Source organism: Syntrophomonas wolfei subsp. wolfei str. Goettingen G311 (assembly GCF_000014725.1).
Classification (GTDB): domain Bacteria; phylum Bacillota; class Syntrophomonadia; order Syntrophomonadales; family Syntrophomonadaceae; genus Syntrophomonas; species Syntrophomonas wolfei.
The window spans coordinates 1,549,826-1,572,499 of the sequence record NC_008346.1 but is presented as its reverse complement, the minus strand read 5'-3'; the positions used below and the strand labels follow the sequence as shown (position 1 = coordinate 1,572,499).

General features: G+C 43.7%; 19 protein-coding genes. 15 read left to right on the top strand and 4 right to left on the bottom strand.

Annotation, left to right across the window (positions count from 1 at the left end; translation table 11 throughout):
* The first annotated feature begins 145 nt into the window (after positions 1-145).
* Positions 146-1,672 carry an aminotransferase class I/II-fold pyridoxal phosphate-dependent enzyme gene (locus SWOL_RS07025; protein WP_011640764.1) on the top strand — a complete coding sequence of 509 codons (1,527 nt, stop codon included), beginning with the start codon at positions 146-148 and terminating at the stop codon, positions 1,670-1,672.
* 183 nt (positions 1,673-1,855) lie between these two features.
* On the opposite strand, the gene SWOL_RS07020 is transcribed toward SWOL_RS07025, so the two are convergent.
* Together SWOL_RS07020 and SWOL_RS07015 are read right to left on the bottom strand one after the other, a co-directional pair.
* Positions 1,856-2,281: a MaoC family dehydratase gene (locus tag SWOL_RS07020; protein WP_011640763.1), complete on the bottom strand. Its 426-nt coding sequence runs from the start codon at positions 2,279-2,281 to the stop codon at positions 1,856-1,858.
* Positions 2,282-2,356: 75 nt separating this feature from the next.
* Positions 2,357-2,785, bottom strand: a complete 429-nt coding sequence (locus SWOL_RS07015) for a MaoC family dehydratase (RefSeq protein WP_011640762.1) — start codon at positions 2,783-2,785, stop codon at positions 2,357-2,359.
* 370 nt (positions 2,786-3,155) lie between these two features.
* Between SWOL_RS07015 and SWOL_RS07010 the strand changes: the two genes are divergently transcribed.
* Positions 3,156-4,352: an MFS transporter gene (locus tag SWOL_RS07010; protein ID WP_081424805.1), complete on the top strand. Its 1,197-nt coding sequence runs from the start codon at positions 3,156-3,158 to the stop codon at positions 4,350-4,352.
* A gap of 18 nt (positions 4,353-4,370) precedes the next feature.
* Here the strand turns inward: SWOL_RS07010 and SWOL_RS07005 are convergent, their stop codons facing one another.
* Positions 4,371-5,936, bottom strand: a complete 1,566-nt coding sequence (locus tag SWOL_RS07005) for an FAD-dependent oxidoreductase (protein ID WP_011640760.1) — start codon at positions 5,934-5,936, stop codon at positions 4,371-4,373.
* A 236-nt stretch (positions 5,937-6,172) separates the two neighbouring features.
* Between SWOL_RS07005 and iadA the strand changes: the two genes are divergently transcribed.
* The 11 genes from iadA (at position 6,173) to SWOL_RS13985 (ending at position 19,514) form a co-directional block, all read left to right on the top strand.
* Positions 6,173-7,306 carry a beta-aspartyl-peptidase gene (iadA, locus tag SWOL_RS06995; protein ID WP_011640759.1) on the top strand — a complete coding sequence of 378 codons (1,134 nt, stop codon included), beginning with the start codon at positions 6,173-6,175 and terminating at the stop codon, positions 7,304-7,306.
* Positions 7,307-7,341: 35 nt separating this feature from the next.
* Entirely contained in the window at positions 7,342-8,151 is an 810-nt protein-coding gene (locus tag SWOL_RS06990) for a cyanophycinase (RefSeq protein ID WP_011640758.1), read from the top strand.
* Between the two features lie 29 nt (positions 8,152-8,180).
* Positions 8,181-10,844 carry a cyanophycin synthetase gene (cphA, locus tag SWOL_RS06985; protein ID WP_011640757.1) on the top strand — a complete coding sequence of 888 codons (2,664 nt, stop codon included), beginning with the start codon at positions 8,181-8,183 and terminating at the stop codon, positions 10,842-10,844.
* 322 nt (positions 10,845-11,166) lie between these two features.
* Positions 11,167-12,333 carry a prephenate dehydrogenase gene (locus SWOL_RS06980; RefSeq protein ID WP_207635273.1) on the top strand — a complete coding sequence of 389 codons (1,167 nt, stop codon included), beginning with the start codon at positions 11,167-11,169 and terminating at the stop codon, positions 12,331-12,333.
* A 295-nt stretch (positions 12,334-12,628) separates the two neighbouring features.
* Positions 12,629-13,633, top strand: a complete 1,005-nt coding sequence (gene aroF, locus SWOL_RS06975; protein WP_011640755.1) for a 3-deoxy-7-phosphoheptulonate synthase — start codon at positions 12,629-12,631, stop codon at positions 13,631-13,633.
* A gap of 228 nt (positions 13,634-13,861) precedes the next feature.
* Positions 13,862-15,148: a 3-phosphoshikimate 1-carboxyvinyltransferase gene (gene aroA, locus SWOL_RS06970; protein WP_011640754.1), complete on the top strand. Its 1,287-nt coding sequence runs from the start codon at positions 13,862-13,864 to the stop codon at positions 15,146-15,148.
* Positions 15,149-15,418: 270 nt separating this feature from the next.
* Positions 15,419-16,114 (top strand): (d)CMP kinase, encoded by a 696-nt coding sequence (cmk, locus tag SWOL_RS06965; protein WP_242649308.1) that lies wholly within the window; start codon positions 15,419-15,421, stop codon positions 16,112-16,114.
* A 1-nt stretch (position 16,115) separates the two neighbouring features.
* Positions 16,116-16,709 carry a lysophospholipid acyltransferase family protein gene (locus tag SWOL_RS06960; protein WP_011640752.1) on the top strand — a complete coding sequence of 198 codons (594 nt, stop codon included), beginning with the start codon at positions 16,116-16,118 and terminating at the stop codon, positions 16,707-16,709.
* Between the two features lie 56 nt (positions 16,710-16,765).
* The gene (locus SWOL_RS06955; protein ID WP_011640751.1) at positions 16,766-18,829 is read left to right on the top strand and encodes a bifunctional 4-hydroxy-3-methylbut-2-enyl diphosphate reductase/30S ribosomal protein S1; all 2,064 of its coding nucleotides are present in this window, start codon (positions 16,766-16,768) and stop codon (positions 18,827-18,829) included.
* Between the two features lie 21 nt (positions 18,830-18,850).
* The gene (locus SWOL_RS15295; RefSeq protein WP_081424804.1) at positions 18,851-19,075 is read left to right on the top strand and encodes an FmdB family zinc ribbon protein; all 225 of its coding nucleotides are present in this window, start codon (positions 18,851-18,853) and stop codon (positions 19,073-19,075) included.
* 319 nt (positions 19,076-19,394) lie between these two features.
* Positions 19,395-19,514 (top strand): NTP transferase domain-containing protein, encoded by a 120-nt coding sequence (locus SWOL_RS13985; protein WP_081424803.1) that lies wholly within the window; start codon positions 19,395-19,397, stop codon positions 19,512-19,514.
* Between the two features lie 165 nt (positions 19,515-19,679).
* Here the strand turns inward: SWOL_RS13985 and SWOL_RS06950 are convergent, their stop codons facing one another.
* Positions 19,680-20,900 (bottom strand): transposase, encoded by a 1,221-nt coding sequence (locus SWOL_RS06950; protein WP_011640168.1) that lies wholly within the window; start codon positions 20,898-20,900, stop codon positions 19,680-19,682.
* Between the two features lie 128 nt (positions 20,901-21,028).
* Between SWOL_RS06950 and mobA the strand changes: the two genes are divergently transcribed.
* Together mobA and fni are read left to right on the top strand one after the other, a co-directional pair.
* Positions 21,029-21,556 carry a molybdenum cofactor guanylyltransferase gene (gene mobA / locus SWOL_RS06945; protein ID WP_081424802.1) on the top strand — a complete coding sequence of 176 codons (528 nt, stop codon included), beginning with the start codon at positions 21,029-21,031 and terminating at the stop codon, positions 21,554-21,556.
* Positions 21,523-22,566, top strand: a complete 1,044-nt coding sequence (fni, locus tag SWOL_RS06940; RefSeq protein WP_041427455.1) for a type 2 isopentenyl-diphosphate Delta-isomerase — start codon at positions 21,523-21,525, stop codon at positions 22,564-22,566. Before mobA ends, fni begins: the two co-directional genes overlap by 34 nt.
* The last annotated feature ends 108 nt before the right edge of the window (positions 22,567-22,674 follow it).

The following is a 22,674-nucleotide window of genomic DNA, read 5'->3' as shown; positions in this document are numbered from 1 at the left end:
TTCAGCTCTTATTTTGCTTATCCATCTCAATATGCACACTATAATACTCTTATTCATACAATGCATCATGCAATGAACCATGGCAAATTGTCTTGGTCTTAGCTGCCAGCATTTGTACAACGAATAAAGGGGTATTTACAGGGATATGGACCAAGAAAAGACACCTTTACTGGATGCTTTAAAAGGCTATGTTGAAGAAAACGTAATCCCTTTCCATGTACCGGGCCACAAGCAAGGCCGGGGAAATCCAGAACTACGTAAATACATTGGTTCAAAAGTGCTTAAAATGGATGTTAACGGGATGAAGGAGTTGGATTACATTGGCAACCCCTCTGGAGTGATTGCTGAAGCCCAGCATCTTTGCGCTGAGGCTTTTGGAGCGGAACAAGCATATTTTCTTGTGAATGGTACCTCTTCCGGGGTTCAGGCTATGATCATGAGCGCATGCAATCCCGGCAATGAAATAATTATTCCGCGGAATGCTCATAAATCAACGATCGGAGCAATCATCCTGAGCGGGGCGATCCCGGTTTATGTGCAACCACAGGTCAATAAAGTGCTGGGAATTGCCACCGGTGTCAGTGCAGAAAGCATTCAAAAAGCGATTGAGGAGCATCCTCAGGCTAAGGCAGTATTCATCATTAATCCATCTTATTATGGAATCCATTCCGATTTAAAAAGCATTGTGGAGATTTCCCATCAGGCTAATATGACTGTACTTGCCGATGAGGCCCATGGGGCGCATTTATATTTTCACCCGGAATTTTCTTTAAACGCTATAGAGGCAGGAGCCGATATGAGTGCAGTAAGTTTGCATAAGACAGGGGGGGCCATGACCCAGTCATCCGTGCTGCTGCACCAGGGGGACAGAATTTCGGTGGACCGGGTCAAACAAGTACTGCAATTGAGCTACACTTCCAGCGCTTCCTATATCCTAATGTTATCTATTGATGTTGCCCGAAAACAACTAGCTACCAGAGGGCAGCTTCTTTTAAACAAAACCCTGGCCTTGGCCAGACAGGCACGCCAGGAGCTAAATGACATCGAGGATATCTACGCTTTTGGTAAAGAACTAATAGGTTCCCCGGGATGCGCTGATTTTGATGAAACCAAACTAGGTATTCATGTTAGAAAACTTGGATTAACTGGTTACCAGATCGAAAGAATTCTCCGAGAGCGCTATAAAATTCAAATCGAGTTTTCTGACATATACAATGCTTTAGCTATTGTAAGTCTGGGTGACCGGAGAGAGAATTTGCGGAAACTAGTAGCAGCATTCAGGGAAATCGCTGACGAGAGAGAAACCAAAGATGCATCTAAATGGTTCAATATTCCATTTTGCCCGGAAATGATCGTTACCCCCCGTGATGCTTTTTATAGCCCTAAAAGAATTGTTCCCCTGGAATTATCAAGTGGTGAAATATCTGGTGAAATGATTATGGCCTACCCGCCGGGAATCCCGGTAATCTGCATGGGGGAGAGAATTACCCAGGAGATCATCGAATATATCCAATTGTTGCAGGTTGAAGGGTGTGAACTCCAGGGAGCTACCGATGCAGGCATCAATCACATAAAAGTCCTGGGGTCAGCTTTGCCTCAAGCATCTGTATCAAAATCCGTATCCCCATCCAGGTCAGCTTATCAAGAAATTCCTGTGTATTTATCTCCCTAGCTACGGATAATAATTACAGTGGCGCTAGATTAATGTGGGAAATGGATGGTGAATAAATGTGCTCGGGAAGCATTCTTCAAGTTTTTACTTGTCACATGCTTAGTTATTGTATCTTTTTTCGCAACATCTTGTGGGACAAACCTCACCTAGTCGAAAATAACAGCAGGGTGCTGGTTTAAGTTGTTAAGGCTTTTTTGTTACCGGCATCATTTTGGCCTCGCCATCGACCACGATTTCACCCCGCTGGTTGGTACAATAAGTGCGTAGCCAGACCCGGTTTCTGGCTTCATCTTTTTTGGTCACCTCAACGGTTGCGGTTATTGTATCACCGATATAAACCGGTTTCTTAAAATCGCACTCCAAACCCACGGTAATGCTGCCTGGCCCGGGAAGTTGAGTCCCCAGTACATTGGAAATAAACCCGATCGATAATATACCATGGGCAATTGTCTTGCCAAAAGAGGTTTCACTGGCAAATTCACTGTCGATGTGAGCCGGATTAAAGTCGCCAGTAACGCCTGCGAAGGAATAGACATCATATCCAGTTACAGTTTTAGTAAAGTCCGCTGAATCGCCAATATTGATTTCATCGATCGTTTTACCTAGCATTTCCTTTGCCCCCTTATTATGTTCCCATACCGTTAAACCATAACTCGCAGAAACTGCCTTTGGAAAAATATGTAGTTAGGCAGGCTTCTTTCTAACTGGCATCATGATCGCTTCGCCATCGACTACAATCTCATCCCTTTGATTGGTGCAATAGGTATGAAGCCATACCCGGTTCTTGGCTTCGTCCTTTTTGGTTACCTTAACGGTTGCGGTTATTGTATCACCGATGAAAACCGGTTTCTTGAAATCACATTCCTGGTGAATATAGATACTACCTGGCCCGGGGAGTTGAGTCCCCAGTACATTAGAAATAAAGCCGATTGATAATATACCATGGGCAATTATCCTACCGAAAGAAGTCTCACTCGCATATACTGCGTTTATATGGGCCGGATTGAAGTCACCGGTGATTCCGGCGAAGGAATATACATCATATTCTGTCACACTTTTATTGAACGAGGCTGTGTCACCGACATTGATTTCCTGAACAGTTTTCCCGAGCATGATCCTCCTCCTTTCATGTTTCTAATGGATGACAAATATTGACAATAATCAACTTATGTTTCCTTCCTCAAGTATATCGCTTTTTAATACGACAAGGCTAATGAAATATAATTGTTTAAGAGATACTCCCTCTTTCATGCGTAGTAATAAAATAGTAATAGATAAAAGAAAAAAAGGGGGTGGTAATATTTCCTCTGGCGGAGGTGACCATAAACATTACTGAACTTAATTAACGGAATACAATAAAATGTTGTTTGGTATGCTTATTTATGGTGGTCCCCAATATAGCGTTCCTGGTTGAATGGTAGTATAGTATTATATATTTGGTTTAATTGTCTGGTATCATGCTAATCGAAAGAAGGATATATTTTTGACTGAAGAACGCATATTCAACCGGAGTTCAGCTACCCTATTTTTTTCCATCTTTATGGTGGGTATAGGATTCAGCATTATTATGCCCATATTGCCATACTACGCTGAATCTATGGGAGCCAGTGCCTTCCAATTGGGTTTATTGATGACCGTTTATGCCCTCTGCCAGTTCATCTTTGCACCCTTCTGGGGAAGCTATTCCGACCGGGTAGGACGAAAACCGGTGTTATTAGTGGGGATGTTTGGTTTTACTCTGACCTTTTTTATTTTTGCCCTGGCTAATTCCTTATGGGTTCTTTTCGTTGCTAGGATAGCCGGCGGAGCTTTATCCTGTGCCACTGTACCCACGGCTATGGCGGTGATGGGTGATACCAGCAGCCCGGAAAAAAGAGGAGCCAGTATGGGGATGGTAGGGGCTTCCATGGGGATGGGTATGATATTCGGCCCGGCTATAGGAAGCGGTCTGGCCCATATATCCCTGGCTGCTCCTTTTGTGATGGCGGGTTCTTTGTCGGTTGTGATCTGTTTTTGCATACTCTTTCTGGTTAAAGAGTCTTTACCTGTGGAAGACCGGGTTTCTGAAGCGCAAAAAATTGACCGCGCCCCCCTCCTGAAAGGTTTAAAAAGCCCCCTGGCTTTTTTATTTACCGCCATGTTCCTGGCTAGCATGGCGGAAGCCACCAATATGGGTACCTTTGCGTTATTTGCGGAAGGCAAGCTGGGTTTTGGGCCCACCAGTATGGGGTTGATATTTAGCTGTGCTGGCCTGGCTTCGGTACTGGTTCAGGGATTCGTGGTAGGAAGGGCTATAAATAAATGGGGGGAAGAAAAGACCAGCGGGGCCGGTATTATTCTTATGGCTTCGAGTTTTGCTCTTTTTTTGCAAGCCAAAAGTCTGCTGGAATTAATCATCTACATGGGAATATTTTCCGCGGGAACCGGTTTGATCCGTCCTTCCATTTCTGCCGCCACCTCCAAGAGAACCACGGGTTCGCAGGGAACGGCCATGGGTGTTCTACAAGGTTATGACAGCTTGGGCCGGGTTATTGGTCCTTCCCTGGGGGGATACTTGCTGGATATGAATCTGAGCTATGCCTATTTCTCCGCAATCTTCTTTTCCGGACTGGCTTTCTTAACCCTGCTTTTTAATCGTAGTAGAGGGAAAACCAAGGAACGGGAAAATCTTCTTATTTAAAACGGTACCTGTCTTAAGTTACTTGAAAATCTTAGCTTCCACTATATTAGCCTCATCGTTGGCCTGATGGAGTTGGTATATGGCAGGGCCTTCCACAATCTCACCTTTATAAGAGAACCTTGAGCCATGACAGGGGCAATCCCAGGTCTTTTCAGCATTATTCCAAAGCAGTTCACATCCTAAATGGGTACAAGTAGTATCAACCATGTGCAGCTTATCGTTCTCATCCTTATAAATTCCCGCTCGATCACCTTCAAAATTAACAGTTTTTGCTTCGCCTTTATCTGGTTCACTGTACTCAGGCAAACCTTCCAATTTTCCAGTTACAAGATCTTTGGCCACAGTGGCATTTTGAATGATGAAGCTTTTAACACTGGAAAGCTTGAGGAAAAACCTGGAGGGGCTATAAACTCTGGCCCAAGGGTTATCTCCTTCGCTTATCAAGTCCTTTAAAATCATAGACGCTACTGTACCATTGGACATACCCCACTTCCCAAATCCTGTGGCAACATAAAGGTTGGGGTTTTGAGGGGTTAGCTGCCCTACATAGGGGACACCGTCAATGGTCATACAATCTTGGGTAGACCACCTATAGAGCACATTCTGAACATTAAAGTTTTCCTGGGCAAAATTGAACAGGTTTTGATAATGAACAATAGTATCTTCACCATGGCCTGTTTTGTGGTGTTCACCTGCAAAAAGGACGATTTCTCCGTTTTTAAAAGGTTGAGAACGAAGCGATCGTCCCGGGCCCTCGGCGCTTATAAACATCCCTTCTGGAAATTGCTCCTCTATTTGGGCGGCAATAATATATGACTTTTCCGGATAGATTTTAGTAAAGAACAGACCTCCTCCATCAAAAAACGGAAAGTGCGAAGCAATAATTACCTTTTCTGCAGTGATTTTATTTCCCTTTCGGGTCACGACCGCAGGTCTATCGTTATGTTCAATATCCACAGCTTCAGTGTTCTCGTAAATAAGTCCGCCTTCACTAGTGAATATCTGGGCCAGGGCTTTTAGGTATTTGAGGGGATGAAATTGGGCTTGCTCCTCAAAGCGCATAGCAGCTTTTACGGCAAAGGGTAAAGGAACACTGTCGAGATAACTGGCTTTGATTCCCAGACTTAAAGCCACCTGAGTTTCTTCCTCCAGTTTGCTGATGTACTCATCAGAACATGTATATACAAAAGCAGGACACCATTTAAAATCACAATTAATTCCATTTATGCTTATGGTTTCGGCGATATGCTGAATAGCACTTTGGTTGGCCTCTGCGTACTGCCGGGCTGAATCCTCACCCATTTGTTGCTTAATATTTGAATAGATAATTCCATGCTGGGAAGTTATCTTGGCTGTGGTGTGTCCGGTGGTGCCGTTAAGGATTCTATCTGCCTCAATCACAGCCGTCTTTAAACCGGCCTGGTTCAAAAGATAGGCACTGCTGATGCCTACTATTCCACCGCCGATAATAGCTACATCGACATTTATATCTTCGTTTAGTGTGGGATAATTAGTTTCTTCGGTAGATGCAATCCAGTAGGGATTTGTATTATCTGGAAGTTCTGGTTTTTTTGCCATTATCATCACTCCAATTCCTTGAAACTATCTATTGTGTTTGCGAAGCTCTGTATAGTTTTTGCTCCCTCAAGCAAAATATACAGGCAGTCCGAGAGAAGACCCAGCATAAATATATAACGGCTTGAAATTTGTCTTTTTCCGATGCTTAAATGAAAAGTCTGTAAATTGCGGCAAATAATCCGGGGAATCATATCTCGCGTCCTGGGCAAAATTAAATGGAAAAGAGCGTATCAGGAGGAAATGTGTTTAAACTCTTAAAAAATGGGCATTGTTTTGCCCCGGATGACATGGGCATTAAAGATATATTGCTTGCTAATGACAAAATATGTGACATAAAAGAGGAGATATTAGCTGCCAATCTATGGGATGTAGAAGTAATAGATTGCCAGCATTGCTTGGTTTGTCCGGGTATTATCGATCAGCATGTTCATATTACCGGCGGGGGAGGGGAGCAAGGTCCCATTAGCCGGATTCCGGAAATTATGTTTAGTAAGATAGTTGAGGCCGGAGTAACTACAGTAGTTGGAGTTTTAGGCTTTGATAGCATTACCAGAAGTATTGCCGGACTTTTAGCCAAAGCCCGGGGATTAGAGGCCGAGGGCATTACCACATATATTTATACCGGAAGCTATGGTAGTCCTACTGAAACTTTAACCGGACGCGTGCTAACTGATATCGCTTTACTTGACAAGGTTATTGGGGTAGGAGAAATTGCCATTGCGGATTATAGATCCAACCATCCTTCCTTGCAAGATTTGCGAACTTTGGCCTCGGAAGCGAATGCAGGAGGTATGCTAGGTGCCAAGGCGGGTGTTTTGCATCTGCATGTAGGAGATGGTGAAGAAGGGCTGCAATCTCTCTTCCGATTGGTAGAGGAATCTGATTTCCCTATTAATATGTTTGTTCCTACTCATATTAATAGAAATGCCACACTCTTTGATCAGGGTATAGAATTTTTAAAAAGGGGTGGCCAAATCGATTTAACTGCCGGTGAGACAAAAGGCTATAGTGTAGCTAAAGCTCTCGCGATGTTAGTTGCCCAGGGGATTAACCTGGAAAAAGTTACAGTTTCATCCGATGGAAATGGTAGCGCTTCCAATGAAGGCGGAATCAGCAATATAGGTCAATTATTTAATGATATCAGGGCATGCGTATTGGAAAATAACCTGCAATTATCAATGGTTATCAAGACAGTCACCTTGAATCCGGCCCGGATATTGAAACTATATCCCCAAAAGGGGTGTCTTTTGCCGGGCAGCGATGCGGATATTCTCGTTTTAAAGGAAAATGATCTTAGCATCTACCGTTTAATAGCCCGGGGACAGGTAGTTGTTGAGGATCAGAAGGCTGTTAAAAAGGGTAAATACGAAAACTAGATATATTTATAGCATATCATTAGGGGGATTTTGAATTGAGTCATTATAAAAAAGGAGAACTGGTAATTATCGGTGGTGCCGAAGATAAATATGGTGACAGCCGTATTTTAGAAGAGGTTGTAAGAATCATCGGTGGAGAGGATGCCAGGGTGGGCATCATAACTACAGCAACCCAACATCCTGAAGAGGTGGGGGAAGAGTATCGAAATGTTTTTTTGCGATTGGGGGTTAGGGAGACCGACATTATAAGCATTAATTCCCGTGAAGAAGCTAATCTGGATGATAATGTAAAAAGAATTAGAGATGTAAGCGGATTCTTTTTTACCGGTGGGGACCAACTTAGAATAACCAGCATTCTTGGAGGTACCAAAGTATATGAAGCGTTGTTGCATTCATTTGATCATGGAACGCCTGTAATTGGAACCAGCGCAGGTGCTTCGGTTATGTGCAGTACCATGATTGTCGAAGGCAACAGTAATGATGCCGCCAGGAAATGCACATTGAAGATGGCCCCCGGCTTGAGACTATTGGAAGGGGTAATCATCGATCAACATTTTGATCAACGGGGAAGGCTGGGCCGATTGTTATGCGGCATAGCTGAGAATCCTGGAATTTTAGGTATCGGTATCGATGAAGATACGGCCATCAGAGTTTATCCGGAAGAATACTTCGAGGTTCTCGGGAATAACGCAGTAACAGTTATTGATGGCAGATCTATAAAAAGCACCAATGTTTCCGAACTCGAGCCAGATGAAATATTGACCATAACCAATGCCAGTCTTCATGTTTTATCTAAAGGTTATGGCTTTGATTTTAAAAGACGGGAATTAATAAGCATTAATTAACAATTGTTATCATAGGGGGATATAAACCAATGGAAGTGGTTAATATGCGCAATTATAGCGGCAGGAATATATACAGCCATAAACCTGTTGTTAAGATGATAGTAGAATTAGGTGATTGGGCAGAAATCACAACCAATGAGATTGCCGGTTTTAATGATAGATTATTAAGCTGTTTCCCGGGTTTAAGCAACCACCACTGTTCACCCGGTTATGAAGGTGGATTTGTGCAGAGGCTGAAGGAAGGTACCCTGGTATCTCATGTTACCGAGCACCTGGCTCTTGAGCTGCAATGCATCCTGGGCTATGATGTCTATTTCGGCAAAACCCGGCTAATAAAGGAGCCTGATAGATACTGTATTATATATGAGTATATAAATGAGAGTTGTGCTTTGGAGGTAGGCAATGCTGCTGCGGAAATAGTATTTGCCTTGGCTAGGAACGATGCTATTGCTATTGATAAAGTATTAAAGCGCTTGCAGCAAATTTCCTTTGACTCCAAGCTGGGCCCCAGTACTCAAGCTATTTATGATGAAGCGAGGCGGCGTCATATACCGGTTAGACGCCTGGGCGGGGACAGTTTATTGCAACTTGGTTATGGCAAACAGATGCGTTTTATTGAGGCCTCCCTGCCTGGTAGCACAAGTAGTATCGCAGTCGATTTGGCCAAGAATAAGCAAATGGTTAAGGATTTATTAAAAGAAAATAATATTCCAGTGCCTTGCGGGGGAATTGTAAATTCTGAGGACGGGGCCGTTGTTTTGGCGGAACAAATAGGCTATCCCATCGTGGTAAAGCCCTGGGATGCCAACCAGGGAAAAGGAGTTACCACTAACATCGAAGATGAAAGCTTGTTGCGGAAGGCTTATCACCTGGCAAATTCTTTTGCTAAACATATTATAGTTGAGAAATATATCCGGGGAAAAGATTATCGCATTTTAGTTGTAGGTAATAAGGTTGCAGCGGTGGCAGAACGAAGACCTCCATATGTAATAGGTGATGGACTTCATTCTATTTCTGAATTGCTTGAAGAGGCAAATAAGAATCCCAACAGGGGGATAGGCCATGAGAAACCGTTAAGCAAAATTCTTTTGGATTCGGTAGCCAAAGAGTTCCTGGCCCGGTCTGAATTAAATGAAAACAGCATCCCTAAAATCGGAGAACTAGTTTATCTTAGGGGGAATGGAAACCTTAGTACCGGGGGTAGTGCCCGCGATTGTACCGGGGATATTCACCAGGTAAATAAGGAATTGGCCATTAAGGCAGCTAAAATAATAGGACTTAATGTAGCCGGGATTGATATGGTTACGGAAAATATCTCCGAGCCATTAACACTGCAGAATGGAGCAATAATCGAAGTAAACGCCGCGCCAGGTCTTAGAATGCATCTATACCCAAGCGAAGGTGAGGGCCGAAATGTGGCTGCCGCTATTCTTGATCAAATGTATACCGCCGGAAGCATGTCTTCGATTCCCATAATATCAATAACAGGTACCAATGGCAAAACTACCGTTGCCAGGCTGATTCGGCATGTTTTATCACTTGCTGGCCAAAAGGTAGGCATGACCTGCTCCAGCGGCACTTATATAGGAAAAGAATGTATCGCGGAAGGTGATAATACCGGACCGCTTAGTGCCCACTCCATACTTTACAATAGAGATGTTGAGGTTGCGGTATTGGAAACGGCCAGAGGCGGAATTATTCGAAGAGGTTTAGGATATGACCTGGCCGATGTTGGTGTCATTACAAATATTAGTGGAGATCATTTGGGAATGGATGATATTAATACTTTGGAGGATATGGCTTTTGTCAAATCTTTAGTAGTTGAGGCAATAAAACCGAATGGTTATGCGGTTTTAAACGCAGATGACGGGATGACTGAGCATATTGTCCGCAAAGCTAGCTGTAATCCAGTGTTATTTTCCTTAAATAGGGATAATATGCTGGTTGAAGATCACATAAAGCAGGATGGTATGGCCGTAGTAATTGAAGAGGATCTTATTGTCATATATCAAAACAAAATTAGAGATGAAATCATGACAATAAATGAAATACCCATAACTTTTAATGGAAAAGCTATCTGTAATATTGAAAATTCATTGGCGGCGGTGGCCAGTCTTTCTGCTTTTGGCCTGGCAAAGAATGTAATCAGGTTGGGGTTAATGTCTTTTACATCCGATCCAACTGCCAATGAGGGCAGGTTCAATCTTTTTGATATGGGGAGTTTCCGCGTACTGCTTGATTATGGACATAACTACAGTGCATATCAATCGGTGATGCAGTTCATTAATAATATGAATGCTGCAAGACTGGTCGGTATCATAGGTGTTCCTGGAGACCGGCTTGATAAAACAATTTTTGATATAGGCCAAATATCCGGGCAAGCATTTTCCAAAATTTATATTAAAGAGGATGAGGATCTTAGGGGAAGATCAGCTGGTGAGGTGGCTGGCATTTTATATAATGGTGCTGTTAGTGGTGGGGCTGATAGGGAGAACATGGAGATTGTTCTATCGGAAACAGATGCTTTAAATGCCGCTATTAACAATGCATTTACGGGAGACCTGATTGTAATGTTCTACGAGAAATTTGATAAAGCTTATGAATTGATAGAGTCATTTTTTAAGGGACAACCCCAGCCAATACCTTTGCTTCCTAATACGGACACCTGCTATATTTACCAATCCATTTGCTGAATTTCGCTGCTGACCCCCATGCCTATAGTGCAAAAGCACTGATGGAAAGTACAATCCAATTTTTGAAAGCTAAGATGCACCTGGTTTTAACCCTTTACCTTTTACCCCCCATTTTTATTGTTAATTGTTTTTTATTGATTTACCCTGTTTTTTAACTGTAGAAAATTTCTTATTGTCTTGAAACTTCCGGCGTGGTATTCTTGAGATGTAGTGTGGTAGGGTGAATAATAAAATGGTAGTATAGCAGGACGGTGGGAAATATTAACAACGGGTAATCTGCCATTGGTGATATTCACTGATGGTTTTTTTGCTTTCTCACCTTTTGCCCAAGGATGAAATCTTAAATGGTAATGGTAAGTGGAAACTGGTAGAGCCGGAGAAACATTCATCAAGGCAGGGGATAGCTAAGATGCAAGCTGATGTTTTAATAGTGGGTGTAGGCCTTATCGGAGGTTCTTTAGGATTAGCTCTCAAGGACTCGCCTTTGGTTCACCGAATACTGGGGTCTGATCGGGATACCGCCAGCCTGGATAAGGCGCTGGAAATGGGAGTTATTGATCAGGCCATTTCCCTGGAAGAGGGAGCCAGGCAGGCCCGGCTTGTTTTCCTATGTACCCCTTTGAGGTTTTATTCGGAAATAATTAATAGAATAAGACCCTATCTTAAGCCGGGAAGCATTGTTAGTGATGTGGGCAGTACCAAGGAGGAGGTCTGCCGATTGCTGGCGGCTTTACCGGAAGGAATTTGGGCTATAGGGGGCCATCCTATGGCAGGCGCGGAAACCCGGGGGGTGCAAGGGGCTGATCGTTATTTATTTGAAAATGCCGTTTATGCCCTAACCCCTCTACCAGGCGTCCCGGCTCCTGTACTAGATTTCATGGTGGAATTGCTGCAAAGCACCGGAGCCAGAATCCGATTTATGGAAGCCACCTTGCATGACCAACTGGTGGCTACGGTAAGTCACATTCCTCACCTTACGGCTGTAGCCCTGGTGGCTTTGACCGAGGGTAAAGCTGAAAATCTGATGATGGCAGCTGGGGGATTCAGGGACACAACTCGTATAGCTTCTTCCAACCCTGAGCTGTGGGAAGATATTCTTTTTTCCAATCGGGAACAAATTGTTCCTCATCTTGACCAGCTTATATCTTCTTTGGCCGTAATCAAAGAGGCGTTGGCGGGTGGCGATCATGATAATATACTTAGACTATTACATGAGGCCAAGGCTATAAGGGATAAAATACCTCGTGTTCGACGGGGTTTAATCCCGGATTTTTGCGATATCATCTGTATCGTTCCTGACCAGCCCGGTATTATCGGGGCCCTGGGCCAGATTCTGGGCCATGAGGGGATAAATATTGTAGACATTGAAATATTACGGGTTAGAGAAGGTGATGGAGGTACCATCCGCCTGGGTGTTCCCCGGCTGGAAGACGCCGAAAAGGCAGTAACAGCTTTGCAAAGGCAGGGAATTAAAGCCTGGACAAGGTGAGGGAATAGGTTTAATCCATCCTTCCAGCATTAACAATTTATAGAATCAGCAAGCATAATCCAACTGGTTAATCGCAGAATAGAAAAAAAGGAAAGGTAATTTTCTTAAATCTTTTATTGCCTTGGGTCTCCTGGCGTGATATTCTTGAGATGTAGTACGGTAGGGTGAATAATAAAATGGTAGTATGGTAGGATGGTGGGAAATATTAGCAATGGAAAATGTTGCCATTGGTGATCTTCTTCACTAATGGTTTTTTTGCTTTCTCACCTTTTGCCCGCAGAAGGAGGAATCTTAAATGATTATTGTAATGGAAAGAAATGCGTTACCGGAGCATCTCCAAGTAGTGAAAGAGAGACTGCAGGACAAAGGTTTTAAGGTTCATCTATCTCAGGGAGTGGAAAGAACCATAATCGGTGCCATTGGGGATAAAACCCCAGCACTTATGGAACTGTTCGAGACCATGCCCGGGGTAGAAAAAGTGGTTCCCATAATGCAGCCTTTCAAGATGGCTTCGCGGGAGTTTCAAATGGAACCGAGTATAATAAAGGTGGGAAATACTGAAATCGGCAGTGGACAAGTACAGATTATAGCTGGTCCCTGTGCGGTGGAGAGCCGAGAAAATTTTCTGGAAATAGCTAAATTAGTGAAGGAAGCTGGAGCCACCATGCTCCGGGGAGGAGCATTTAAACCCCGGACTTCACCTTATTCCTTTCAGGGTCTGGAAAAGGAAGGTTTGGAGATACTGGCGGAGGCCCGCGCTCTTACAGGCTTGCCGGTGGTTACGGAGATAATGGATACTCGTTTGATTGAGATGGTTGCTGGATTTGCTGACATCCTACAAGTGGGTGCCAGGAATATGCAGAACTTTTTTTTACTGCGTGAACTAGGCAAGGTTAATAAACCGGTCTTATTGAAAAGGGGAGCTTCCGCTACTATTGAAGAATGGATAATGGCAGCCGAATACATTATTTCCAGCGGTAATAATCAGGTTATTATGTGTGAGCGGGGAATTCGAACCTTTGAAAACTACACGCGAAATACCCTTGACCTTAGTGCAGTACCGCTTATCAAGCAGCTAACCCATCTACCAGTAATGGTTGATCCCAGCCACGGAACCGGCAAATGGAAACTGGTAGAGCCGATGGCTATGGCGGCAGTGGCTGCAGGATGTGATGCCATAATGGTTGAAGTTCACCAGAATCCCAGTGAAGCCCTTTCCGATGGACCGCAATCGTTAACACCGGAGCGTTTCGAGAAGATGGTAAGTAAAATCAGAACTATAGCATCAAGCCGGGGATAGTATTACTGGAAGGAATCAAGGTGATGGAGGTACCATCCGCCTGGGGGTTCCCCGGCTGGAAGACGCCGAAAAGGCAGTAATGGCTCTACAAGGCAGTGAATTAAATCCTGGATAAAGTGAAGCAGGTGGATTGTTGCCATGCGAAGACTGTGAGCGGTATATTTATACAAGCTATTGAATATAAATAACTTTTTGTAGTAGAATCAACTTTGGATTTTGGAGGATAAAATGCGCAAGATAAATAGTGCTTTGAAACCATTAAAGGGAGACGTTTCGGTTGATGCAGACAAGTCCATATCTCACCGGGCAGTAATTTTTTCTGCCCTTGCTCCGGGGAAGAGTATTATTAAAAACTTCTTACAGGCCAACGATACCCTTTCCTCCTGTTCCTGCCTTCGGCAATTAGGGATAAAGATTGCAGCCATGGATTCCGAGATGCAGGTTTATGGGCGCGGCTTAAGCGGCTTTAGCGAACCGCATACGGTGCTGGATTGTGGAAATTCCGGCACTACCATGCGACTAATGGCTGGCTTATTATCTGCACAGCCCTTTCTCTCGATTCTTAATGGAGATGAGTCTTTGAACCAGCGGCCGATGAAACGGATTATAGAACCTCTGGGCATCATGGGAGCTAATATACAAGCACGGCAAAATGGTAATTATCCCCCGCTGGTAATTAGAGGGAATAGACTTTCCGGCTTGAGCTACCAGCTTCCAGTGGCCAGTGCTCAAGTAAAGTCGGCCCTAATGCTGGCGGCTTTAAATGCTGATTCCGAAACCTTGCTAAGCGAACCGCAAAAAACACGGGATCATAGCGAGCGGATGCTTACCGCCATGGGAGCAGATATTGCTGTTAATGGCCTGGAAATAAGGCTGAAACCAGGCAAAGAACTTCAAGCTACGGAGTTCCTGGTTCCTGGTGATATTTCATCGGCGGCTTTTTTCATGGTGGCTGCTAGCATAATACCAGGCTCGGAATTACTCATTCGCCATGTGGGGGTAAACCCCAGCCGGGCAGGAATAATTGAGATTTTAAATGAGATGGGAGCTCGAATCAAGCTGGAAAATGAGCGGACTATCAGCGGAGAACCCGTTGCCGATCTTATTGTTTCACATTCTCGACTGCAAGCGATTGACATCGATGGTGCCGTTATACCTCGTCTTATTGATGAAATTCCTATCCTGGCTGTAGCCATGGCCCTGGCTGAGGGAGAGTCAACTGTCAGGGGAGCTGCGGAGTTAAGGGTTAAGGAAACGGACCGTATTGCCGCCATTTCTACTGAACTGGCCAAAATGGGTGCGGACATCAGGGAACGGTCGGATGGTTTTGTAATCAAGGGTAAACCGGATTCTCTAAAGGGTGGCCGGGTGGCCAGCAAAGGGGATCATCGTATAGCCATGAGCCTGGCGGTTGCGGCATTGGCGGCCAAGGGGGAAAGTGTGATTGAGGATTCAGAGGTGGTGAACATTTCTTTTCCCCGCTTTTGGGATTTGCTCAATACTTTAACTTCTTAATAAGTCAATAATTATTGGAGCTTCTACGAAAAACATCAAGATTGTAGTTTGGCAAGAAAAGTAAGGAGTAAGGGGTAAGTTGTGAGGTGTTTAAGTTATTTCCTATGCACCTTACTATTCAAGTGCCTACTAACTCACTTTTCATCATCAGTGGTTGTGGCTTACCGTGCGGGTGTCACTAATAAGGTTACGACCATAGGGTCATCTGAAACCAAATCTAGCTAAGGAAACACTTATTCATGCAAATTTACTTCCCCTGCGCAGGGGCTTATGCTAGAATATAGGGGAAGATTTTTGGGTGGTTTGATGATGAAGATTGCTATTGACGGACCGGCCGGTGCGGGAAAAAGCACTGTGGCCAAGACTTTGTCTCAATTAATGTCATATATATATATTGATACTGGAGCTATGTACCGGAGTCTTACCTGGAAAGCACTGCAAACGGGGACAAATCTCGATGATGAAAAAGCCCTCTATGAGCTCGCCACCAATACTAATATCCATTTCCAAAAAGATAATTCTCAACAAAAGGTATTCTGTGATAGCTTTGATGTAAGCGAGGAAATACGCTCACCTCAAGTTAGTTCGTATGTGTCCAAGCTGGCATCCTATCCCTCGATAAGGCAATTAATGGTACAGCGACAGCAGGAAATGGCCTGTAACCATTCAGTAGTAATGGATGGAAGGGATATAGGGGAGTGTGTATTGCCGGATGCTGATTTCAAGTTTTTCTTAACGGCCAGTATTGCAGAAAGGGCCCGCCGTCGTTTAGCCGAAATGAAATCTCAAGGCTATGAACAGCAACTCGAAGCAATAAGAGATGAGATTATAAAACGAGATGAAGATGATGCCCGGCGAGAAGTGGGGGCTCTCAAGGTATTACCGGATTCTATTGTGATAGATACCAGTAATATGACAATTGAGCAGGTGGTAGAGAAGATTCTAGCCATTATCCGGGAGGATTAGGATGTTATATTCGTTTCTCAGGGCTATTCTTCAAGTTCTTTTTTTCCTGTTGGGTTTGAAAGCAGAAGGATTACACAATATAGCAGAAAAAGGTCCGTTAATACTGGCGGCCAACCATGTTAGTTATTGGGATCCTATAGTGGTGGCCATCGCGGTAAAACGGCCAATTAATTTTATGGCCAAAGCCGAATTGTTTGACCATCACTTGCTGGGTTTTTTTGTAAAAAGACTCAACGCATTTCCGGTTAGAAGAGGCTTGGCTGACAGAAATGCCATAAAAAAGGCCCTGTTGTTCCTGGAAGAGGGAAAAATCCTGGGTATATTCCCCGAAGGGATGAGAAACTTAAAGGAAGAAGATTTGAAGGCTCAGGCGGGAGTAGCTATGATAGCCCTTAAATCCGGAGCTCCAGTAGTGCCTGTGGCCTGTGTAGGCACTAATAGGATATTACCCCTGGGATGGTTCCGCCCTCTAAAGGTTAGAGTAGGCGATCCTATTGGCCTTGAAGAATATCAGGGGCAAAAAGTTAATTCGGCAGTTATGGAAAAGCTGAGCAGTGAGATTATGACTAAAATAAATCTTCTTTTACAAAAATAAAGAAGGATTTAGCTATATTATTACTGAATAGTAATAATGTCTGTGAGGGAAATAAATTGTATGTACTACTTGCTCGAAATGCAGGATTTTGTGCGGGGGTAAGAAAAGCCGTAAAAATTGCGGAAGAAGCCGCAGAAGAACCTGATAAGTGGTTTAGTTTAGGACCGCTGGTTCATAATGACGAAGTCGTAAATTACTTCCGGCAAAAAGGCATAGAGCCAGTGGATATGTTAGAAAGAATTGGGGAACAACCGGCCGGGATAATAATCCGCTCCCACGGAACTTCCCCTGAAGTGATAAAACAAGCCCAGGAACTCGGCTTGGAGGTTAGGGATGCTACCTGTGTTCTGGTAAAAAAGATTCATGAAATAGTAACCCGGTTAAGAGGTGAAGATTATGATATAGTTGTTTTTGGGGACGCCAGGCACCCTGAAGTCGAAGGAATATTGGGGTGGTGTGGCCAGAGAGCTAGTGTAGTTGCCAGTGCTGATGAAGTTGGTTATTTACCTGTTATGCCAAAAGTAGCACTGATTTCCCAAACCACCAGGGATGAAAAGGAATTTCAAAAGGTAGCGGGAGCTTTAAGTAATAAATGCCGGGAACTAAAGGTTTTCAATACTATATGCTCAGCCACCAGGAGCCGACAGGAAGCGGCCCGGGAATTATGCCGGAAAGTAGATTTAATGCTGGTAATCGGTGACCTAAAAAGTTCAAACACCCGCACTCTGAGTAAGGAGTGTCAAAACACCGGAGTCAGGACTTTTCAAATACAAAAGGCTTCTGAAATCAAACCGGAATGGTTGGATGGGGTATCAAAGATCGGAATTACCGCAGGAGCTTCGACTCCGGACTGGATAATTAAGGAGGTATTGGATAGGATGACGTTGTACGAGGAAGAAAAGATGCTGGATGAGAACCAGGAAACAAATCAGGAAACCAGCCAGGAAACTCAGGAAACTCAGGAGATCCAGGAGCCAGAGGTTAAGGAAGAAGTATCTGCCAATGAAGAGTCATTTGCCAAGCTGGAAGCCGAAATGGCCGATTTTACTACTCCCAATAAAGGAGATGTAATAAAGGGCAAGGTTATTCAGGTGTTGGATGATGAAGTAATGGTGGATGTGGGTGGCAAATCTGAAGGAATTATCCCCCTGCGGGAGATGTCCTTACAAGATATAGATTCCGCCAAGGAACTGGTTGAAGTTGGTGACGAGATCGAAGTAATGGTATTAAAATGGGATGATGATGGTACCATCCTGCTTTCCAAAAAGAAAGTTGATGCCAAAATACTTCTGGATGAGTTAGAGGAAAGCTTTAAAGAAGGAAAAGTAATTACAGGTACGGTTACCGGCAGCGTTAAAGGCGGTTTATTGGTTGATGTTGGAATCGTAGCCTTTTTACCCGCTTCTCATGTTGAAGATGGATATGTTAAGAATTTGGATGAATACATTAACCGGGAACTGTCTTTTAAAATAATTGAATTCAATCGCAACAAGAGAAGAGGTTCTCAAGTAGTGCTTTCCCGCAAAGAACTGGTAGCTGAAGAAAAAGCCAAACAGAAAAAACAGTTCTGGGAGGAGATCGAAGAGGGACAGGTTCGCAAAGGCAGGATAAAACGGCTGGTAGATTACGGCGCTTTTATTGACCTGGGTGGTTATGAGGGCCTATTACATGTTTCCGAGATTGCGCATACCAGAATTGATCAACCTTCCGATGTCTTACAGGAAGGAGAAGAAATAGATGTTTACATCCTGGCTCTGGATAGAGAGAAGGAGAGAGTATCCCTGAGCCGCAAGAAATTACTTAAGAGCCCCTGGGAGATAGTGATGGAGAAATTCCAGGAAGGGGATATTATTGAAGGTACAGTAGTACGGATTGCTCCATTCGGAGCTTTTGTTGAAATCGAAGCCGGAGTTGATGGGTTGGTTCATATCTCCCAACTGGCCAACCATCGGGTGGAGAAACCTGAAGATGTGGTTCAAGTTAATGAGAAGATTAAAATAAAAATACTTAGCATTGACCCCGAAGAAAAGAGAATAGGTCTTTCCCTGAAGGAAGCTCTGAATGAGATGGAAAATCAGGAAGTACAAGACTATATGGAAAAACAAGAAGAGAACGAATAAGTATTTTAGGAGTGAAAAGAAATGCCAATTTTTGACTTTCAATGTCAAGATTGTGGTAAATCTTTTGACAAGATGCTTTCCTATATGGACAAAGATAAGGTTCATTGCCCGGAATGCGATTCCTCCAATTTAAAACAGCTACTTTCGTCTTTTAACACCACACGAGGGGGTACGAAGACGAATAAGCTACCGGGCCCCGATAGCTGTGGAGGATGCAGTAACAGCGGGTGTCCCATGAGGTTTTAGGCTGCCGCTGGCAGCCTTTCTTATTTCTAGAGCTGATTAGTAAGAAAAGTGAGGAGTGAGGGGTAAGGTGTGAGGGGGTTAATTTATTTCCTACTACATCTTACTATTTAGGCGCCTACTAACTCATTTTTCATCGGTGGTTGTGGCCGCCGGTCATGGGGGGGTCTACTGGCAAAACCCTTTTGTTGACTAAGGGTTGCATAAATATACAAAGCGAGCGTTGGCGAAGCATTAACCAATGAATATTAATAACTTTTTGCAACAGAATCAGAGTTGCTTTTTATCCCTTATATATAAAGTATAGAGGTTGAGGAATAATATGAAATCAAGCGGTATTATTCTGGCCGGAGGCAAGAGTTCGCGCATGAAATTTAATAAGGCTTTTGCCCGAATAACTTCGCAAACGGCCATTGAAATTATAATTGAGACTTTTGCATAACTCAAAAAAATCCGTATAGCAAAAGCAAATATTTGAGTAACACAGCGCCGCTGCTTTACAGTAAATTACAGTTAGTCAATCTAGTTACATTCGTTAATAAATAATTTCAGTAATTGGGCATACTCCTCCCTTTAAAGGGATAGTTCTTAAAAAACTGATAAAATATTATGCTGCTGATGATCTAGTACTGCTGTCTTGGTTTATTGCTATTACAGCTGCAATCATAGTTATAGCGCAGAGATAAGCGTGGGTTTCAACCTTAGTTATTTTTCTAACGTTTAGCCCGTCTTCTAAACCCAGGTTTTCCTTAAAACGGCTGAAACAGCGTTCTGAGTAGGTTCTCAAATTATATTGCTTCTGCCAGTTAGCAGAGCCCCGGTGGGGACTTGAAAATAACCTGGGATCGTCTTTAACTTTAGTTTTTACCACCATTCCATAGTTGCTATCAGAACACCAGGCGGAGCCAAAAGGACAGTCGCATTTACCCATAATATGAGGACATCTAAACTTGTTTACTCCCTGATAGGAACCCCAGTACACCATCCGATACCTGGCAGAACAGATGGGAGTTCCATCCCAATCAAAACCTTCTGGAGGTTGTTTAGCACCCCGCTTATTCAGGGCAATGATAGCTTGGGCGTGGTATTTATCTCTGATTACAGAATATATTTCACGGTGGTCATAGCCAGCATCCATCAGGAAGTAAACTATTTTGGACTGAGTATTGGCACAACATTTCTCAACCAACTCCAAAGCTACACTGGAATCAGAATAATTGGCCGGTGTTACCTTCATTGCTATGGGAAGCCCGGACTTTACATCGGTGCCAATATGGAGCTTGTAGCCAAACCACTTGATAGGGTTGCCGTTGGTATCACTCTTAATACCCCAATCAGCGACATTACCATCCTGGATGATATTCTTGCGGGGAACGGATTTTTCATAAGCTTCTACCTTGGTAGCGTCAATTGCTACTGAACTAAGATCAAGAAGGCCCATTTCCTCTGCTTGTTTAACCAGGGAAGTAAATAATGTTTCTAAACAACCGCTCTGAGCAAGTTTTGAATAAAACCGGCTAAAACATGATTTGCTAGGCGCGGTACCAAATGGTTCAAAACCGCAAACATACCGTAGATGAGGATCATAAGTAAGTCGTTCAACCAGTTGAGTAAAGGTACCCATGTTCTCTAGTCTCATAGCTATCAGGGCATTTAACATCGCATAGGCTGGGTATGGTTTTGGTCCAACTCTTATCTCGCCAGGTTTATCTAATTTGCAAAGAACTGGTTTTAGATCAAGGGTGTTAATTATTTTCTCAAGCCTTGATTTCGGTTGTATTTTTAATGCGTCTTCAAAGGAGAAAATACAGTTCTGTCGAATATTCATAAGTGACTTCGCCTCCTACGGGTTATTTGTTTAGTCACTTATTAATTCGGCAAAATGGGGGTGAAGTCCTTTTTCTGTACGACTAAAACCCCATTATTTTGGGTCTTAACTAATGTGCAAAAGTCTCAATTAATAAGTTTCAAGCTTTTTTTAGTGAAACTATTATAATTAGCAATGACCCGGAGGAATATCTGCACCTGGGCCTGCCAGTATTTACCGATGTTTATCCCCGACAGGGACCGGTAAGTGGTATTCATTCAGCATTGTATCATGCCAGCAATGAAACTATATTTTTGCTGGGATGTGATATGCCTTTTATTGAGATGCAGGTGGTTGAATATATGTTGCAAAAGCTGGGGGAATATGACAGCGTTGTTCCCTGCATCGACTCCCAACTACAGCCAACATCAGCTGTCTACCATCGCAAATGCTTGCCCCTGTTTACCTCTTGCCTGGAAAACCAAAGGCTGAAATTAATCCGTATCTTTTATGAAGAAATTGATGCCTTGCTTATTCAGGAGGAGGAATTAGTCCAGTTTGGCAATCCCCGTGAAATATTTTTCAATGTTAACGACCCCGGGGCGCTTAATATAGCCCGGGAAATGGCAGGGAGGCTGATCCCATTAGAAAGCAACGAAAATCAGAACACCTGGTAATAGCCAATAGACTAAGCGATGGCCCGGTTAGCCCCGGATTTGAGGACATAAGATTAATAAATAATTCGCTACCGGAATTGAGCCTGGACGAAATCGACCTGAGTATCAATTTCCTGGGTAAAGAACTGCAATATCCTCTCATGATAAATGCTCTTACCGGTGGGACTGCCCAGGCTTTGGCCATTAATCGGGCCCTGGCGCGGATGGCTCTCAAATACCGTCTGCCTATGGCTGTTGGCTCACAGAGTATTGCCCTGGAATCTCCGGAAGCTGGTCCATCTTTTAGCATAGTTCGAGATATTAATCCTAATGGGATAATACTGGCGAATATGAATGCAGCTACCAGGGTAGAAGAAGCGCTGGAAGCTGTTAGGATGATATCCGCTGATGCACTGCAGCTGCACTTTAATGTAGTACAGGAACTGGCCATGACTGAAGGAGACCGTGATTTCAAAGGCATAGTGGATAATGTTCGTCAGATTGTTCATGAATGTCCGGTTCCGGTTATCGCCAAGGAAGTTGGTTTTGGTTTTAGCCGGGAAGCCGCCCAGTGTCTATGGGAAGCCGGAATCGAAATCTTTGATTGTGGTGGGCAGGGAGGCACGAACTTCATTGTTATTGAAGACCAGAGAGGGGGAAATTTTGCCGGTGAATTAGATACCTGGGGTATCCCCACCGCCATAAGCCTGATGGAAATATTGCAGCTACCCGTTAAGCAGGTAATAGCTTCCGGTGGAATCCGCAGCGCTCTTGATGTGACCAAGGCATTGACATTAGGGGCAGATTTGGTGGGGATGGCTGCTCCCTTGCTTAAAGCCTTTATTTCTGGTGGTTTGGAAGCCCTGGATCAAAGCCTGAGTGGATTTTTCTACCGGCTAAAATCGGTCTTTCTCATGTGTGGCGCCCGGAATCTGCCAGAAATACGCCGGAAGCCTCTGATAATTCTGGGAGAAACGGCTGAATACCTACGTTTACGAGGAATTGATCCCAGCTGCTGGGCCAGGCGTTGACCCGGCAACTTAAAGATAATTAATCCTGCTTTTATACCAAAGAGCCCCTTCCATTTATCCCCATTCACACCATAACTCTACTTCTTTCTTTATGAAGAAAGCACATAT

Excerpts from the sequence above, each read along its gene's own strand:
- SWOL_RS07025 (WP_011640764.1), top strand. The coding sequence starts at position 146 with ATGGACCAAGAAAAGACACCTTTACTGGATGCTTTAAAAGGCTATGTT.
- SWOL_RS07020 (WP_011640763.1), bottom strand. The coding sequence starts at position 2,281 with ATGCTAGGTAAAACGATCGATGAAATCAATATTGGCGATTCAGCGGAC.
- SWOL_RS07015 (WP_011640762.1), bottom strand. The coding sequence starts at position 2,785 with ATGCTCGGGAAAACTGTTCAGGAAATCAATGTCGGTGACACAGCCTCG.
- SWOL_RS07005 (WP_011640760.1), bottom strand. The coding sequence starts at position 5,936 with ATGATAATGGCAAAAAAACCAGAACTTCCAGATAATACAAATCCCTAC.
- cphA (WP_011640757.1), top strand. The coding sequence starts at position 8,181 with ATGGAAGTGGTTAATATGCGCAATTATAGCGGCAGGAATATATACAGC.
- aroF (WP_011640755.1), top strand. The coding sequence starts at position 12,629 with ATGATTATTGTAATGGAAAGAAATGCGTTACCGGAGCATCTCCAAGTA.
- aroA (WP_011640754.1), top strand. The coding sequence starts at position 13,862 with ATGCGCAAGATAAATAGTGCTTTGAAACCATTAAAGGGAGACGTTTCG.
- cmk (WP_242649308.1), top strand. The coding sequence starts at position 15,419 with ATGCTAGAATATAGGGGAAGATTTTTGGGTGGTTTGATGATGAAGATT.
- SWOL_RS06960 (WP_011640752.1), top strand. The coding sequence starts at position 16,116 with ATGTTATATTCGTTTCTCAGGGCTATTCTTCAAGTTCTTTTTTTCCTG.
- SWOL_RS15295 (WP_081424804.1), top strand. The coding sequence starts at position 18,851 with ATGCCAATTTTTGACTTTCAATGTCAAGATTGTGGTAAATCTTTTGAC.
- SWOL_RS13985 (WP_081424803.1), top strand. The coding sequence starts at position 19,395 with ATGAAATCAAGCGGTATTATTCTGGCCGGAGGCAAGAGTTCGCGCATG.
- SWOL_RS06950 (WP_011640168.1), bottom strand. The coding sequence starts at position 20,900 with ATGAATATTCGACAGAACTGTATTTTCTCCTTTGAAGACGCATTAAAA.